The sequence below is a fragment of the Mesorhizobium terrae genome (assembly GCF_008727715.1).
Taxonomy (GTDB): Bacteria; Pseudomonadota; Alphaproteobacteria; order Rhizobiales; family Rhizobiaceae; genus Mesorhizobium; species Mesorhizobium terrae.
In genome coordinates, this window is the sequence record NZ_CP044218.1 from 2,386,736 (window position 1) to 2,400,635 (window position 13,900).

The window sequence follows — 13,900 nt, forward strand, 5'->3', positions numbered from 1 at the left end:
ACAACAGCCGGCAAATGTCATTGAATCGTCATCGGACCGTCATGGATGGGGATTCGGGCTTTGCGCAGCACGGCTTTGTGTTCGGTAATCCTGATCGCCTCGGCGCTCGCAACCGGCGAAGCGGAGGCAGGCGACCTCAGTTCGACAGAGCTTCAGAACGAGTTGGTCGGCCGCTCAATCGCCTGGTGGGAGGCTGGCGGCTGGCGGGGCGGCTTACTTTTGCTGGCACCGGATGGCACGGCCGAGATCACGATCGAAAACGCAAACGAGCACGGCGACAAGGGGCGCTGGGTGTTGCGCAATGGTGAATTGTGCACCACCTGGCTTGAACTCCGCGACGGTGGCGAGAAGTGCTACAGCGTACGGCGCGGCGAGCATGGGCGTTTTGTCACCTCTGGCGGCAATGTTTTCGAAATCCGGGATGCCGGTGTCTAGCCTCGTCTGACACGGCTGGGTCAGATCAACAGGCCTTGAGCCTCAACGCACCCCGACCCGACGGGATTGCTGACGCCTGGAGTGTCCTGCGCACCTGATCGGTGGGGATTGTCGTCATATCATCACGAAACCACAACGCGGCTGTCACGTGACCTCTCTAGGGGAGGCGCCGTAGCGGGCGTTTCCGCTCGCGCAGCAACCTTCCTGTCTGGAGAGGACGAATGAAACGATTAATCCTGCTCGCGACGACGGCCGTCGTCCTTGCCAGCGGCGCCAGCGCCGCCGAACGCACAAAGTTCGAGTTCTGGTATGGCCTCACCGGCGACCTCGGCGAAGTGGTGGCCAAGCACTGCCAGCTCTTCAATCAGTCGCAGGACAAATACGAAGCCGTCTGCACTGGCCAGGGCGGCTACGACAAGGCCGAGCAGAACACGATTGCGGCCTATCGCTCCAAGCAGAATCCGACGATCGTGCAGATCTACGACGCTGGCACCGTCAATTTCATGCTGTCGGGCGCGATCTATCCGGCCAACAAGTTCGCCCAGGACTACAAGCTCGACATCGACTGGAAGGCGTATTTCCCCGGCATCGCCAACTATTATGCGACCAGCTCCGGCGACATGTGGTCGTTCCCCTATAATTCGTCGACCGCCGTGTTCTACTGGAACAAGGACGCCTTCGCGAAGATCGGCAAGACCGAAGCGCCGAAGACCTGGGCCGAGTTCGGCGAAGACCTGAAGGCGATGAAGGCCGCTGGCGTGCCTTGCGGCTTTGCCTTCGACTTCGATTCCTGGATGGATCTCGAGCAGTTTTCGGCCACCAATGCCATTCCGCTTGCCACGCTCGACAATGGCTATGGCGGTCTCGGCGCCGAGCTCGCCTTCAATAAGACCGCCTTCGTCGGCCACATGAAGGACTTCAAGTCTTGGCTCGATGCCGGCTATGCCAAGATCCAGACCAAGCAGATGGGCAAGGACATCGTCCAGGCTTTCGCCGACGGCACTTGCGCGGCGACCATCACCTCCATCGCCAACCACGGCACCGTCCACAACACCCAGGCCAAGGACCTGAAGTGGGACGTTGCGATGATGCCGGTTCTCGACGCCTCCAAGCGCACCAACTCGATGGTCGGCGGCGCTTCGCTGTGGGTCATGAAGGGCAAATCCAAGGAAGAATACGAGGCCGCGGCCGCCTTCCTGAAATACGTCACGGCTCCGGACACCGGCGAGAAGTATATCGCCGAGAACACCGGCTATATCCCGGTGACGACCAAGGGCTACGAGCTCCTGAAGGCTGAAGGCTTCTACAAGGATCCGAAGCGGGTGAACCGCGACATCGCGATCGCTTCGTTGACGGCTTCGAATGTCACGCCGCTGTCGCGCGGCATTCGCCTCGGCAACTTCACCTCGATCCGCGCCGAACTGCGTTCGGAACTGGAAGCCGCCTTTACCGGCCAGAAGGACATGCAGACGGCGATCGATGCCGTGGTCGAGCGTGGCAACCAGATCCTTCGCCGCTACGAGCAGACCTACAAGGGCGCGGCGCTGCCGTAAGCTGTTCAGACTTTCTCACGGGCGTCGCGGCTTGCCGCGGCGCCCTTTCATAAACATGACAGGCAAGGAGCATCCGCGTGGAAAAGCGTGCGACCTTCTCCAACCTCTGGCTGGCGGCAGCTTTCATTGCCCCGCAGATGCTTCTTATCTTCGTTTTCTTCTACTGGCCTTCCGGCGAAGCGCTTTATTGGGCGGTCACGCTGGAGCCGCCGTTCGGCGGCAGCAACCAGTGGGTTGGCTTGCAGAATTTCACAACCGTGTTCCAGGATCCGAAATACTGGGCCTCGGTGTGGGTCTCGCTGACATTCGCCTTCTCGGCAACGGTGCTCTCGCTCGCCATCGCCACGCTGCTTGCGCTCTTCGTCGACCGCCGGCTGCCCGGCCATCAGGTCTATAAATTCACCTTCTTCCTGCCCTACGCTTTGGCGGCACCTGCGGTCGGTCTCGCCTTTCGCTTCATCTTCTCGCCGGACGCCGGCTTCGTATCGGTTATCAACCGCGCATTTCCCGGTTTCTGGAACCCTGCGCTCAACGGCTACGACGCCTTCACGCTTATCGTGCTGGCGCAGAGCTGGAAGATGGTCGGCTACAACTTCATCTTCTTCCTGGCGGCGCTGCAGTCGATCCCGCGCACGATCTCGGAAGCCGGCGCCGTGGACGGTGCCAGCGTGCTAAGACGCATGTGGGATATCCAGTTGCCGTTGATCACGCCGACGCTGTTCTTCCTGATCGTGATCAACATCACCGACAGCTTCGTCGACAGTTTCGGCATCGTCGACATCACCACCTCGGGTGGGCCAGCGCGCGCCACCGAGCTGATGGTCTACAAGATCTACACCGACGGTTTCCAGGGCAAGGACTACTCGCTCGCCGCCGCCCAATCGATCGTGCTGATGCTGTTGGTCATCGCGCTGACTTTCATCCAGTTCCGCTTCGTCGAGCGGCGTGTCCACTACCGCTGAGCCGAGGTCGAGCCGTGATCGAACGCACCCCTGTCCTCGACTTCCTCACCCACGCGCTGCTCATCGTCAGCCTGGTGGCGCTGCTCATCCCCTTCTGGATCATCTTCGTGGCGGCGAGCCACGACTTCCATACCGTGAACCAGGTTCCGATGCCGCTTTGGCCCGGCAGCCATTTCCTCGAGAACATGGCCACCGCCTGGGAGCGTGGAAACTTCAGTCGGGTGATGCTGAACTCGATCATCGTCGCCGGCGGCGTCACCATCGGCAAGATCGTGATCGCGGCGCTCTCGGCTTTCTCGATCGTCTATTTCCGATATCGGCTGAGAATGGTGATGTTCTGGCTGATCTTCATCACCCTAATGCTGCCGCTGGAAGTGCGCATCGTGCCGACCTATGCCGTTGCCGCCGACGCGCTTCGGCCATTCAGGGCGATCTTCGAGCTGTTCGGCATCGCGGTAGCCCTGCCGGAATGGAACCTGCTTAACTCCTATTCTGGCCTGATCCTGCCGCTGATCGCCACCGCAACCGGCACTTTTCTCTACCGTCAGTTCTTTCTCACCGTTCCCGACGAGCTGACCGAAGCCGCCAAGATGGACGGTTCCGGGCCGGTGCGGTTCTTTCTCGAAGTGCTGATGCCATTGTCCAAGACCAATATGGCGGCGCTCGCCACCATCATGTTCGTATGGTCGTGGAACCAGTATCTATGGCCGCTGCTGGTGGTGACCGATCAGCAGAACTTCGCCACCGCGACCATGCAACTTCAGAAGATCGTGCCCGGTCCGGTCTTCGGCGAGCCGCCGATCTGGAACGTCGCCATGGCGGCCAACCTCATCGTGCTGACGCCACCGGTGCTCGTCACCATCTTCCTGCAGCGCTGGTTCGTGCGCGGCCTCATCTCCACCGAAAAATAAGGGATAACACCCGATGGCCGAAATCACCCTGCGCAATGTGCGCAAGTCCTACGCCAAGAACGAAGTCGTGCATGGCGTGAACCTCGATGTCGCCGGTGGCGAGCTGATCGTCATTCTCGGTCCTTCGGGCTGCGGGAAATCCACGCTGCTGCGCATGGTCGCCGGCCTGGAATCGATCACTTCGGGCGAGGTGGCAATCGCTGGCCGAGTGGTCAACAAACTGGAGCCACGCGAGCGCGGCTGCGCCATGGTGTTCCAGAATTATGCGCTTTATCCGCACATGTCGGTGGCGAAGAACATCGGCTACTCGCTGAAGATCGCCGGACTTCCGAAGGCCGAGCGTGCCGAGCGCGTCAACAAGGTGGCGGCGACACTCGGCCTCACCGATTATCTCGAACGCAAGCCGGCCCAGCTTTCCGGCGGACAGCGGCAGCGCGTGGCCATGGGCCGCGCCATGATCCGCGAGCCGAAAGTTTTCCTCTACGACGAGCCATTGTCGAACCTGGATGCCACGCTGCGCGTGGCCATGCGCGTCGAGATCCGCAAACTGCACCAGCGCCTCGGCGCCACTACCCTGTTTGTCACCCACGACCAGGTGGAGGCGATGACGCTGGCCGACCGTATCGTGGTCATGAACAAAGGCGGCATCGAGCAGATCGGCACGCCGAGCGAAGTCTACGGCCGGCCGGAAACCACCTATGTCGCCAACTTCATCGGTTCGCCGGGCCTCAACCTGCTCAAGGGCGCGGCCCATCCTGATGAAGGTATCGTCAAGTTGCCTGACGGCCAGCAACTCGCCTACGACCGCAATCGTTGGCCCGATATCGGCCATGGACCGGTAACTGCCGGCTTCCGTGCCGAAGCGGTGAAGTTCGGATCCGGTCCGCTTTCGGCGCGCTTCGATTTTGCCGAGGAACTCGGCATCGCCAAACTGCTGCACAGCTCGTTTGGCGGGCAGGCGATGATCGTGCATGTCGCCTTGCGCGACGACATGCAATCGGGCCAGCCGTTCTTCTTCTCGGTCGATCCCGCCGACGTGCAGCTGTTCGACGCCGATAGCGGCCGTCGCCTGCAAGAGGTGACGCCCGCCGTCTCGAAAGCGGTGCCGGCCCCACTCGCCCAAACCTTGTCGTAGGGAGTTCGTGCGGGGATCATCTCACCATGGTCGGGTGGGCGGCTATTTCGCGAAGCGATGCATCAGAAATGTCGGCCGTACGCCGAGCGCCGCCGAGGTGACGGCAATCGTTTCCCCGGTCGTCCCCTGTTGCAACCCGGTCAGGACAAGCACCGAGTCCAGCCCGGCGCCGGCCGCGCCGGCAATGTCGTGGTCGAGGCTGTCGCCGACACAAACGACCTTGCCGTGGCCCTCAACCTTGGAGAGGGCGAAGGCATAGATTTCCGGGTAAGGTTTTCCAATCCGCACGACCTTGCCGCCGAGTTCCTCATAGAGATTGGCGATCATGCCCGCGCCGGGCGCCTGGCCGCCCTGGACGAGCTTGTAAAGATCGGGATTGGTGCAATAGCAGGGCACGCCTCTCCTTGCGGCGGGTCGCAGCATGTCGCGATAGCGGTCGAGCGATATGCGCTCGGCCTGGCTGCCGGAAATGACGACGACGTCGGCATCGCCAGCCACGTCTGTCGCCTCCAGGCCGAGACGTTGCGAGACCTCATCATCGCCGTCGCTGGAAATGACGAAACTGCGCCGGATTGCGCCACGGGCCATTGCTTCGGCGAGGATCGAAAAGGCGACTTCCCCGGAGGTGATGAAGTGGTCGAAACTGCTCGCGTCGAAGCCGAGCTTGACGAAGCGTTTGGCGTTGAAGTCGCTGCTGCGTCCCGAATTCGATAGGATCACGACGATCTTGCCGCGTTCTTTCAAGGCAAGCAGCGCCTCGGCCGCTCCGGGATAGGGCTGGACGTCATCTCGCAGCACGCCGAACTGGTCGAGAAAAAACACATCGTATCGATCGGCCAGTTCGGCGAAATCGACCAGGGGCAGGGCGGTTTTCATGAACTTCTCGCCGCCAGCGGAAGGGCCAAGGATGCGGTGCCGACGGCGGCCTCCGTCGACTGGGAGCCGAGGAATGTTACGCCTAGCGCCTGTTGCCGGAGCTCGGTCCAGGCAGGGTTGTGGCTGCCGCCTCCAACGGTGCGGATCGTCTTCAATGTCGGCGCGCCCAACTCCTGGAGGCGGCGATAACCGAGCTGTTCTACCCGGGTGATGCCTTCCAGGATGGCCTGAAAATAAACGGCATCGTCTGATGGCCGTGGCTGGAGCCGGGGAGGAAGCTCGGGATCGTTGATGGGAAAACGCTCGCCGGGCCGGATCAGCGGATAATAGTCCAATCCAGTCGGTTCATGCGGGCGAAGGCGTCCGGTGAGTTCCGCCAGCCGGTCGTCGCCGATCAGCGCCCTGATCACGCCGCCGCCGCTGTTGGAGGCGCCGCCGACCAGCCAGAAGTCGCGAATTCGATGGCTGTAGATACCATGGCGACCAACATTGAGCGGCTTGTCTGACGCCAGCTTGAGAACCAGGGTCGAGCCGAGTGAGGTGACGCCGTCGCCAATCCTGTTGGCACCCGTGGCTAGAAAGGCCGCGCAGCCGTCTGTGGTTCCGGCATGGAGCCGGCAATGTGCTGGGAGCCCGAGGTCGCGGGCGGTGCGTCCAACGAGGCCGAGAGGGTCGCCTGCGCGGTGGACTTCGGGCAGGAGCGCTCGGTCCATGTCTGCCGCTTCGATCCAGTCCGGCCACACCTCAAGCTCAAGATCGTATCCGGTCTTCAGCGCATTGTTCTCGTCGGTCGCCAGATGATCTGGCGCAAGTTGCAAGGCGATCCAGTCGGCCTGGTGCAGGATACGAGCAACGCCGGGACGCCGGCTGAGATGAATGGCGCGCGCCAGGGCCGAGTTCGTGCCGAGAGCCGGGCTGTTGGCAGGGGCGTGACGCGAGATCGTCTCGAGGATCTGCCGATCGGGACATGGCTCATTGTACATGAGGGCGCCCGCGACCGGAGCGCCATTGGCGTCCACCGCCAGGAGCGTGCCGGAGGTACCATCGACCGCGACGCCTTGAACGGTCGCAAGGGGGATTTGCTGCGTCAGATCGTGCAAGCAGGCGCGGACGCCAGCCAGCCACCGCATGGGGGATCTGGCGTCCTCACTTGTCTCGAAGTGTTGCTGCGCGAAGGCCAGGCAAGCACCATCGGCATTTACGGCGGCGGCGCGGACGCCGGAGGTTCCGACATCGATGCCGATCGCAATCGCCGTGTCATGCGAAGAGCCTGCTGGCTTCATTGCGCGTTCTGCCCGCGGTCGAACGACTGCCTGTATTTTTCAGCCTCCCATCCGGTCAAGGCATATTCGTCAGGCTTGGTCAGGTAGATGATCGGCTCACCGTCGGGAATGCGCGAAACGACTTCACTCAAACAACGGGCCATCGCCTCGCCGCCCGTGGTCATGTCTTGCGGCAAGAGGACACCTATCCCCGGCGCGATGATCAGTTTTGGCGGTTGTTCGCCACGCCGCTCAAAGATCGAGGTAAAGTCGCTCACGACTTGGCCGTCCGCGAGCAGTCCGATCCTTGTGCCGAGGAAGATGACGTGATCGGGGTAAAGGGAACCACCGGTCGCTATCTGGATGTTCTGCGAATAAAGGGCGGTTGCATGCGTTTCTGCGTCGCGCGCCGGACGATAGGCGGTATCGCGGCATATCCCTTCGAGAGAGAGCAAGGCCGGAGCGGGCGTGTGCCGGGATGTGCCGGCAAGCGCCGTCGTAACGCGTTGGATACGGTTGCGGACCTCATCGATCGTTTCGCCACAGACAATCAGCCCGTGGTTGGCCAGGATGATGACGTCCGGGCGGGTTTCGGCAATGCTGTCGATAGTCTGCGCCAAGGGTATGCCCGGACGATGGTAGGGCACCAGCGCCCACTTCAAGTCGGGAACATGCGCCATCCGGTTGGCGATCAAGTCCTCTCGTCGTGCGAGCACCGCCAGCGCGATGGTGTGAACACAGTGGAAGTGGGCAATGACCCGCTGCGGCAATGCCGCATGAAGGGTGGTCTCGATCGATGGGCGCAAGGCGCCGGGATCGAGGTCGTTGCGGATGAAGGCCGTGGCCTTTTCAGCTCTTTCATCACCCGCCCGCAAGGCTTCGAGCAGGCCAACCCGGTCGACCGGCACCATGATGTTGCCATCGAGCGCGTTGGCCAGCCATGTGCCGGAGGCCTTCACCCAGAGGCAGTCGCCATGTTTGATCGAAGTGTTGCCGCCGGCCCCTTGCGTCTTCAGGATATCCCGGCCGATCTCGGCCGAGAGGGCCAGGAATTGGCGAAAATCCTCTGGCAATGCCGAGACGACAGTCGATTTCATCTCCGCACCTCCTGATAAGTTCCACGCGAATCTGCCAGCAAGTGGTCGCCGTCATTCGTCGGAGCGTCAATGCGAGGAAGGTACGAGCTTGAAGTTATTTCGTCAACAAGCGGTGCGAAGTGTGTCAATTCGGCTTGTTGCACCAAGAATCATGACGTAATTTGATCAAAATGGAGCAGTGCAATCATGCGTGATTCGGATCGCCATGTCGCCATCGCCGAGATGCTGGGCCGGGTGCCGTTCGCTTCCGTTCGCGATTTGCAGGAGCGTCTGAACGTTTCGGCGGCAACCATCCGTCGCGATATCGACCGTTTGCATGAAATGGGCAAGGTCCGGAAGGTGCATGGCGGTATCGCCTCCGTTGAAGGTGCCGGCCTCGCCGCCCGTCCTTATGACGAAAATCGCGATCTCGCTGTTGAAGCGAAGCGTGCCATAGCCGCGCAGGCCGAAACTTTGGTGCGGGATGGCGATTCGCTCATCATCAACGCCGGCTCGACCTGCTTTGAGTTTGGCTCTCGGCTCGCCAATCGCAATGTTCGCATCTACACGAACTCCATGCCGCTTGCGGCCTATCTCGGCGAGCATGGCTCCTGTCATCTGGCGATTGCCGGTGGCGAGCTCTATCGCGAGCCTTCGATCATTCACGATGTTTCGGCGGGCGCCCCCAATTTCTATGCATCGAAATTCTTCCTTGGTGCGCAAGGCGTCGGCGCGGAAGGGCTGCTCGAATCGCACCCCCTGTTGAGGGTCGTGGTCGAGAATTTCAGTCGCCGTGCGGACCAGGTGATCCTGCTTGCCGACAGCCGCAAGTTCTCGATCCGGCCGCGCCATGCCGTGCTGCCGCTTCAGCGCGTTAGTGCCGTCGTCACCGACGATGGGCTGAGCGACGCGGATGCGAGGATGCTGGAGGATGCAGGGGTGTCCATCATCATCGCGAATTCGTCATTCGCGCGCGAAAGCGTCTAAGACGCTGAGGCGATGATGACGCGGGGGCGGCTGCGGCGGTTTTGAAAAAACACGCGACGACAGACGATCCCGAGGCGGGCCTTACTCCACCACGAAATAGTCTTCGATACGTTTCGCTGCGCCGGTCAGGTGCGGGAGGATTTCGTCTCGCAAGTCGCGTATGGAGAAGCGCGCGGCCTGCGTGGAAACATTGATCGCGGCCTCGATCGCGCCATTGCGGTTGCGGATGGGTACGGCGATTGACCTGAGGCCAAGTTCCAGTTCCTCGTCGACGATTGCATGGCCTTCTTCCCGGGCCTTGGCGACAAGCGCGGCTAGCCTTTCCGCCGATGTCACCGTTTTCGGTGTCCGCTGCACGAGGGCGGTTTCGGCCAGAAATGCGCGGAGTTCATCGTCCGTCAGGCCCGAGAGCAGGACGCGGCCCATCGACGTGCAATAGGCCGGTAGCCTGGTGCCGACGTGAAGGGCGACGCTCAGGATACGGCGGCCGGGTACGCGGGCGACATAGACGACATCGTCGCCGGACAGCACGGCTGCCGAGCAGGATTCGCCCAGGACGGTTGAGACATCCCGCATGAACGGCTCGGCAAAACTCCACAAGGAAGCCCCTCCGATCCAACCGCGTGCCACCGAGATGAGCTTTGACGACAGCATGAAGCGCCGGCCATCCTGGGTGGCGTAGCCGGTCGACACCAGCGTCAGAAGCAAGCGGCGCGCCGCGGCGCGCGTCAGGCCAATCTCCGTAGCCATTTCGGTGAGCGTAGCGCCCGTTGGATGGCGGGCGAGCGCTTCCATCACCTGAAGACCGCGCGCCAGCGAGCCGACATGGTCACGCCGGTCAGCTTCCGTTGACTCGTCGCTATCGTCCATCTAGCTTGTATCGCATAGGAAACATATGTTCGCAATGCGAACTTTTTTGAAATGAGGCGCTAATGGCGAAATTCCTGCCTCTCAAACAGGCGGTGGCCGAGAACCTTCATGATGGCGACACCGTCGCGTTCGAGGGGTTCACCCATCTCATCCCGACCGCCGCCGCGCATGAGGCAATCCGCCAGGGTTTCAAAGACCTGACACTGGTGCGCATGACGCCCGACCTGATCTACGACCAGATGATCGGCATGGGCATGGCGCGCAAGATCGTCTTCTCTTATGCGGGCAATCCCGGCGTCGGTCTGTTGCGCCGTCTGCGTGACGCGGTCGAGAACGAATATCCGCACCGACTAGAGATCGAGGAGCACAGCCATGCCGCGATGGCCAACGCCTATGAGGCGGGCGCGGCGGGTCTGCCCTGTGCCGTGTTTCGCGGCTATCGCGGTGCTGGGCTGGCCGCGGTCAATCCCAACATCAGGGAAGTGACCTGCCCTTTCACTGGCGAGGTCCTGGCAGCGGTGCCGGCGCTCAGGCCCGATGTCACCTTCATCCACGCCCAGAAGGCCAATCGGCGGGGCGATGTGCTGGTGGAAGGGATCATCGGCATACAGAAGGAAGCTGTTCTTGCCGCAAGCCGGGCTGTCGTGACCGTCGAGGAAGTGGTCGAGGATTTCGACGACCTGCACCCGAACCTGACGGTGTTGCCAGCTTGGACGGTGACGGCGATCGCGGTAGTTCCGGGCGGATCGCATCCGTCCTATGCGCATGGCTACTACGCCCGCGACAATGCCGCCTATCTGGAATGGGATGAGATTGCGGCCGACCGCGAGCGGTTCCGCGACTGGATGCAAAAGAATGTCACCGAGGCGGATGCCGGCGACTTTGCAGCCAGGGTCGAGCATTTGAGGAAGGCCGCATGAGCGCGTTCTCGCCGAATGAGATGATGACGATTGCCGCATCGCGCGCCTTGAAGAACGACGATGTCTGCTTCGTCGGCATCGGCGCGCCTTCGGCAGCCTGCAATGTGGCGCGGCTGACGCATGCGCCGGACATTACCCTGATCTATGAGAGCGGCACGATCGGCACGGCACCGGACGTGCTGCCGCTCTCCATCGGCGACGGCGAATTGTGCGAGACGGCGATCACCACCGTCTCGGTGCCCGAAATGTTTCGCCACTGGCTGCAGGGCGGGCGCATCAGCATCGGTTTTCTGGGGGCGGCCCAGATCGACCGGTTCGGCAATATCAACACAACGGTCATCGGCAATTACGACCACCCGAAGACACGACTGCCCGGCGGCGGCGGCGCGCCGGAGATCGCAACCTCGTCGCGCGAGGTCTACATCACCATGACGCAGTCGAAGCGCGGAATGGTCGACAAGATCGATTTCTACACATCGTTCGGTCATGGCGAAGGCGGCGACCATCGGCAGCGTCTTGGCATCGGCACGAAAGGGCCGACGCTGCTGATCACCGATCTCGCCATCTGGCGGCCGGATCCCGATACGAAGGAATTCACCGTCGTGTCGTTGCATCCAGGTGTTAGGCGTGCGCAGGTTCAAGAGACCTGCGGCTGGACGGTGAAATTTGCCGACGACATTCAAGTGACGCCGGAACCGACCGCGCTGGAATTGAAGACGCTGCGGGACCTCAAGGCTCGTACCGAGGCCGCACACAAAGGCGCCGCCGGCGCGATCTGACATGCCGGGGCCTGCGTTCGTGCTCGCGGCTTACCGGCGGTTTACGACATCGAGCTAAAATCGTTCTCGTTCGATTCGTAGGGGTGAGAACCATGAGCAAGATCGTCACGTCATTCGCGCTGGTCGCCGTTTTTTCCGCTGTGCTGATGGCGTTGAGTTTCGCTGTCGCGCAGCACGGCTATCCATTCGGGGCCGTTGGCGTGAAGCGGCTGGACGACATTGCCAATGCCTCGACCTTCCTGCCGCTTGCCGCGCTCTACTTTTTTTCGGCGATGATGATGATGGTGCTGCCGCTGCGTGCCGCCAGCCTGGTGCTGCTCAACGCCGCCGACATCGTCGTGTGGGCGGTGGTGGTGCTGTTTGCCAGCATCGTCGGCTCTCTAGCGGCTCGCTGGGCCTTCGGTCAGAGCAGCGCGTTGTGGGCTCTGTGGAACTGGCGTTTCCTGTTCGTTGCGGCGGTGGTCGGCTGCCACTTGGTGATGAACGAACTGCGGCGCAATGTGCTCCTGCGCAGCCTGTTCCTGGTTATCTTCGCGGTCGCGACACTGGCCTGCCTGTTCTGGTCCTTCACAGTTTGACCGCTGGTCACGACAGGTCCAGTTTACTGGCTATTATCCATCTCCGTTCATGCGATTTTATTGCAGCTAATATACAGCAGGCACAGGGCTGGTTCTTATTTTCTATCCGGCGGGTGAGTATCGTGGGCGATGTAAAATCTAAAATTCGTGAAATTCTGGCGGCGCGTGGCGGTTTGCCAGGCGGTGTGGAGACGCTGGGCGACCAGTCGGATCTCTATGCTGCGGGCTTGTCCTCTTTCGCCTCAGTTCAGATCATGCTTGCGCTTGAAGAGGCTTTTGATCTCGAGTTTCCAGACTCGCTGCTCAACCGCAAGACTTTCCAGAGCGTCGAGGCGATTGCCGCGGCGGTGGAAGGAATTCTCAACGGGGCTCCGGCGGGAGAATGAACGCGCCGGCTGGCACCACCCTTAGTGAACGCGCCGCCCGTGTCGCGGCGATTGCTGCCGTCCACGCCGACGATGTCGACGCCAAGAGCCGGTTTCCGCGCGAGGCGGTCGATGCCATGCGGCTTGAGCGGCTGTTGTCCATCCAGATCTCAGGCGGTCTCGGCGGCGAGGACGCGACGGTCTCGGACGTCGCCGAAATCTGCTCGCTCATCGGCCAGTCCTGCGCCTCGGCGGCGATGGTCTTTGCCATGCACCACATCAAGCTTTCGAGCCTGGTGTCGCATGGCTCAGAGAGCGACTGGCACCTGGCATTCATGCGCCGCGTCGTCGACGACCAGCTGTTGCTTGCCTCGGCCACCACGGAAGGCGGCATCGGCGGCAATCTGCGCAACAGCATCTGCGCCATCGAGGTGAACGGCGCCGACTGCCATCTGCAGAAAGATGCTACCGTCATCTCGTACGGCGAATATGCCGACGCCATCCTGATCACCTCGCGCGCCAATGCGGAGGCTGCTTCCACCGACCAGGTGATGACGGTGTTCGCAAAGGACCAGTACACGCTGGAACGCACCCAGGTTTGGGATACGCTCGGCATGCGCGGTACCTGCTCGGACGGTTATCTGTTCAAGGGCGATGCGCCGGCGATGCAGATATTGCCGAAGCCCTTCGCGGAGATCGCGGCGCAGTCGATGCTGGCGACCTCGCATCTTTTGTGGAGCGCCGTCTGGTACGGCATCGCGGTCAACGCCATGGCCCGTGCCCAAAGCTTCGTGCGTGCAGCGGCCCGCAAGAGCCCCGGCGCGCCTCCGCCCGGCGCGTTGCGTCTGGCCGAAGCGTCCAGCCTGCTGCAGCTTCTGAAGTCCAACATCATTGCGGGCCTGCGCGAATTCGAGGCCGCGAAGGCCGACCACGATCGCCTGTCTTCCATCGGTTTCGCGGTGGCGATGAACAATGTGAAGATCGGCTCCTCGGAGACCATCCTGACCATCATCAACCACGCCATGCTGGTGTGCGGCATTCTTGGCTACAAGAACGGTACGCCCTACAGCCTCGGCCGCCATCTGCGCGACGCGCATTCGGCGCAATTGATGATCTCCAACGACCGTATTCTCGGCAACACGTCGAACCTCCTGCTTGTCCACAAGCAGGACACCAGCCTGATGGGGTAGG

At 61.8% G+C, this 13,900-nt stretch carries 15 protein-coding genes; 11 read left to right on the forward strand and 4 right to left on the reverse strand.

Translation table 11 applies throughout. From position 1 onward, the window contains the following. Positions 1 to 60: 60 nt before the first annotated feature. The 5 genes from FZF13_RS12905 (at position 61) to ugpC (ending at position 4,996) form a co-directional block, all read left to right on the forward strand. Entirely contained in the window at positions 61 to 435 is a 375-nt protein-coding gene (locus tag FZF13_RS12905) for a hypothetical protein (protein WP_137901172.1), read from the forward strand. A gap of 221 nt (positions 436 to 656) precedes the next feature. Next, on the forward strand, positions 657 to 1,988 hold the full coding sequence (locus FZF13_RS12910; RefSeq protein ID WP_024922737.1) for an extracellular solute-binding protein: 1,332 nt from the start codon (positions 657 to 659) through the stop codon (positions 1,986 to 1,988). A 77-nt stretch (positions 1,989 to 2,065) separates the two neighbouring features. Continuing rightward, on the forward strand, positions 2,066 to 2,950 hold the full coding sequence (locus tag FZF13_RS12915) for an ABC transporter permease subunit (RefSeq protein WP_024922736.1): 885 nt from the start codon (positions 2,066 to 2,068) through the stop codon (positions 2,948 to 2,950). 14 nt (positions 2,951 to 2,964) lie between these two features. Further along, positions 2,965 to 3,861, forward strand: a complete 897-nt coding sequence (locus tag FZF13_RS12920; protein WP_024922735.1) for an ABC transporter permease subunit — start codon at positions 2,965 to 2,967, stop codon at positions 3,859 to 3,861. A 13-nt stretch (positions 3,862 to 3,874) separates the two neighbouring features. Then, positions 3,875 to 4,996 (forward strand): sn-glycerol-3-phosphate ABC transporter ATP-binding protein UgpC, encoded by a 1,122-nt coding sequence (gene ugpC / locus FZF13_RS12925; RefSeq protein WP_024922734.1) that lies wholly within the window; start codon positions 3,875 to 3,877, stop codon positions 4,994 to 4,996. A gap of 42 nt (positions 4,997 to 5,038) precedes the next feature. Here ugpC and FZF13_RS12930 read toward each other — a convergent pair whose 3' ends face one another. The 3 genes from FZF13_RS12930 to FZF13_RS12940 are packed head-to-tail and all read right to left on the reverse strand — an operon-like array spanning position 5,039 to position 8,093. Continuing rightward, positions 5,039 to 5,872 (reverse strand): TIGR01459 family HAD-type hydrolase, encoded by an 834-nt coding sequence (locus tag FZF13_RS12930; protein ID WP_024922733.1) that lies wholly within the window; start codon positions 5,870 to 5,872, stop codon positions 5,039 to 5,041. Then, the gene (locus FZF13_RS12935; protein ID WP_024922732.1) at positions 5,869 to 7,155 is read right to left on the reverse strand and encodes an FGGY-family carbohydrate kinase; all 1,287 of its coding nucleotides are present in this window, start codon (positions 7,153 to 7,155) and stop codon (positions 5,869 to 5,871) included. Before FZF13_RS12935 ends, FZF13_RS12930 begins: the two co-directional genes overlap by 4 nt. Further along, complete coding sequence (locus FZF13_RS12940) at positions 7,152 to 8,093, reverse strand: class II aldolase/adducin family protein (RefSeq protein WP_244434271.1); 942 nt, start codon at positions 8,091 to 8,093, stop codon at positions 7,152 to 7,154. Before FZF13_RS12940 ends, FZF13_RS12935 begins: the two co-directional genes overlap by 4 nt. Positions 8,094 to 8,417: 324 nt before the next feature. On the opposite strand from FZF13_RS12940, the gene FZF13_RS12945 reads away from it, so the two are divergent. Then, a complete protein-coding gene (locus tag FZF13_RS12945) occupies positions 8,418 to 9,197 on the forward strand; it encodes a DeoR/GlpR family DNA-binding transcription regulator (protein WP_024922730.1) in 780 nt (259 codons plus the stop codon). An 81-nt stretch (positions 9,198 to 9,278) separates the two neighbouring features. On the opposite strand, the gene FZF13_RS12950 is transcribed toward FZF13_RS12945, so the two are convergent. Next, the gene (locus tag FZF13_RS12950) at positions 9,279 to 10,067 is read right to left on the reverse strand and encodes an IclR family transcriptional regulator domain-containing protein (RefSeq protein WP_024922729.1); all 789 of its coding nucleotides are present in this window, start codon (positions 10,065 to 10,067) and stop codon (positions 9,279 to 9,281) included. Between the two features lie 62 nt (positions 10,068 to 10,129). Here FZF13_RS12950 and FZF13_RS12955 point away from each other — a divergent pair, with 62 nt between their 5' ends. The 5 genes from FZF13_RS12955 (at position 10,130) to FZF13_RS12975 (ending at position 13,899) form a co-directional block, all read left to right on the forward strand. Beyond that, complete coding sequence (locus FZF13_RS12955) at positions 10,130 to 10,987, forward strand: CoA transferase subunit A (RefSeq protein WP_024922728.1); 858 nt, start codon at positions 10,130 to 10,132, stop codon at positions 10,985 to 10,987. Then, entirely contained in the window at positions 10,984 to 11,766 is a 783-nt protein-coding gene (locus FZF13_RS12960; RefSeq protein ID WP_024922727.1) for a CoA-transferase subunit beta, read from the forward strand. Before FZF13_RS12955 ends, FZF13_RS12960 begins: the two co-directional genes overlap by 4 nt. 92 nt (positions 11,767 to 11,858) lie before the next feature. Continuing rightward, positions 11,859 to 12,344 carry a hypothetical protein gene (locus FZF13_RS12965; protein ID WP_024922726.1) on the forward strand — a complete coding sequence of 162 codons (486 nt, stop codon included), beginning with the start codon at positions 11,859 to 11,861 and terminating at the stop codon, positions 12,342 to 12,344. 122 nt (positions 12,345 to 12,466) lie between these two features. Then, a complete protein-coding gene (locus FZF13_RS12970; RefSeq protein ID WP_036254612.1) occupies positions 12,467 to 12,730 on the forward strand; it encodes an acyl carrier protein in 264 nt (87 codons plus the stop codon). Beyond that, on the forward strand, positions 12,727 to 13,899 hold the full coding sequence (locus FZF13_RS12975) for an acyl-CoA dehydrogenase family protein (RefSeq protein ID WP_024922724.1): 1,173 nt from the start codon (positions 12,727 to 12,729) through the stop codon (positions 13,897 to 13,899). Before FZF13_RS12970 ends, FZF13_RS12975 begins: the two co-directional genes overlap by 4 nt. The last annotated feature ends 1 nt before the right edge of the window (position 13,900 follow it).

Excerpts from the sequence above, each read along its gene's own strand:
- FZF13_RS12910 (WP_024922737.1), top strand. The coding sequence starts at position 657 with ATGAAACGATTAATCCTGCTCGCGACGACGGCCGTCGTCCTTGCCAGC.
- ugpC (WP_024922734.1), top strand. The coding sequence starts at position 3,875 with ATGGCCGAAATCACCCTGCGCAATGTGCGCAAGTCCTACGCCAAGAAC.
- FZF13_RS12930 (WP_024922733.1), bottom strand. The coding sequence starts at position 5,872 with ATGAAAACCGCCCTGCCCCTGGTCGATTTCGCCGAACTGGCCGATCGA.
- FZF13_RS12935 (WP_024922732.1), bottom strand. The coding sequence starts at position 7,155 with ATGAAGCCAGCAGGCTCTTCGCATGACACGGCGATTGCGATCGGCATC.
- FZF13_RS12945 (WP_024922730.1), top strand. The coding sequence starts at position 8,418 with ATGCGTGATTCGGATCGCCATGTCGCCATCGCCGAGATGCTGGGCCGG.
- FZF13_RS12950 (WP_024922729.1), bottom strand. The coding sequence starts at position 10,067 with ATGGACGATAGCGACGAGTCAACGGAAGCTGACCGGCGTGACCATGTC.
- FZF13_RS12955 (WP_024922728.1), top strand. The coding sequence starts at position 10,130 with ATGGCGAAATTCCTGCCTCTCAAACAGGCGGTGGCCGAGAACCTTCAT.
- FZF13_RS12960 (WP_024922727.1), top strand. The coding sequence starts at position 10,984 with ATGAGCGCGTTCTCGCCGAATGAGATGATGACGATTGCCGCATCGCGC.
- FZF13_RS12965 (WP_024922726.1), top strand. The coding sequence starts at position 11,859 with ATGAGCAAGATCGTCACGTCATTCGCGCTGGTCGCCGTTTTTTCCGCT.
- FZF13_RS12975 (WP_024922724.1), top strand. The coding sequence starts at position 12,727 with ATGAACGCGCCGGCTGGCACCACCCTTAGTGAACGCGCCGCCCGTGTC.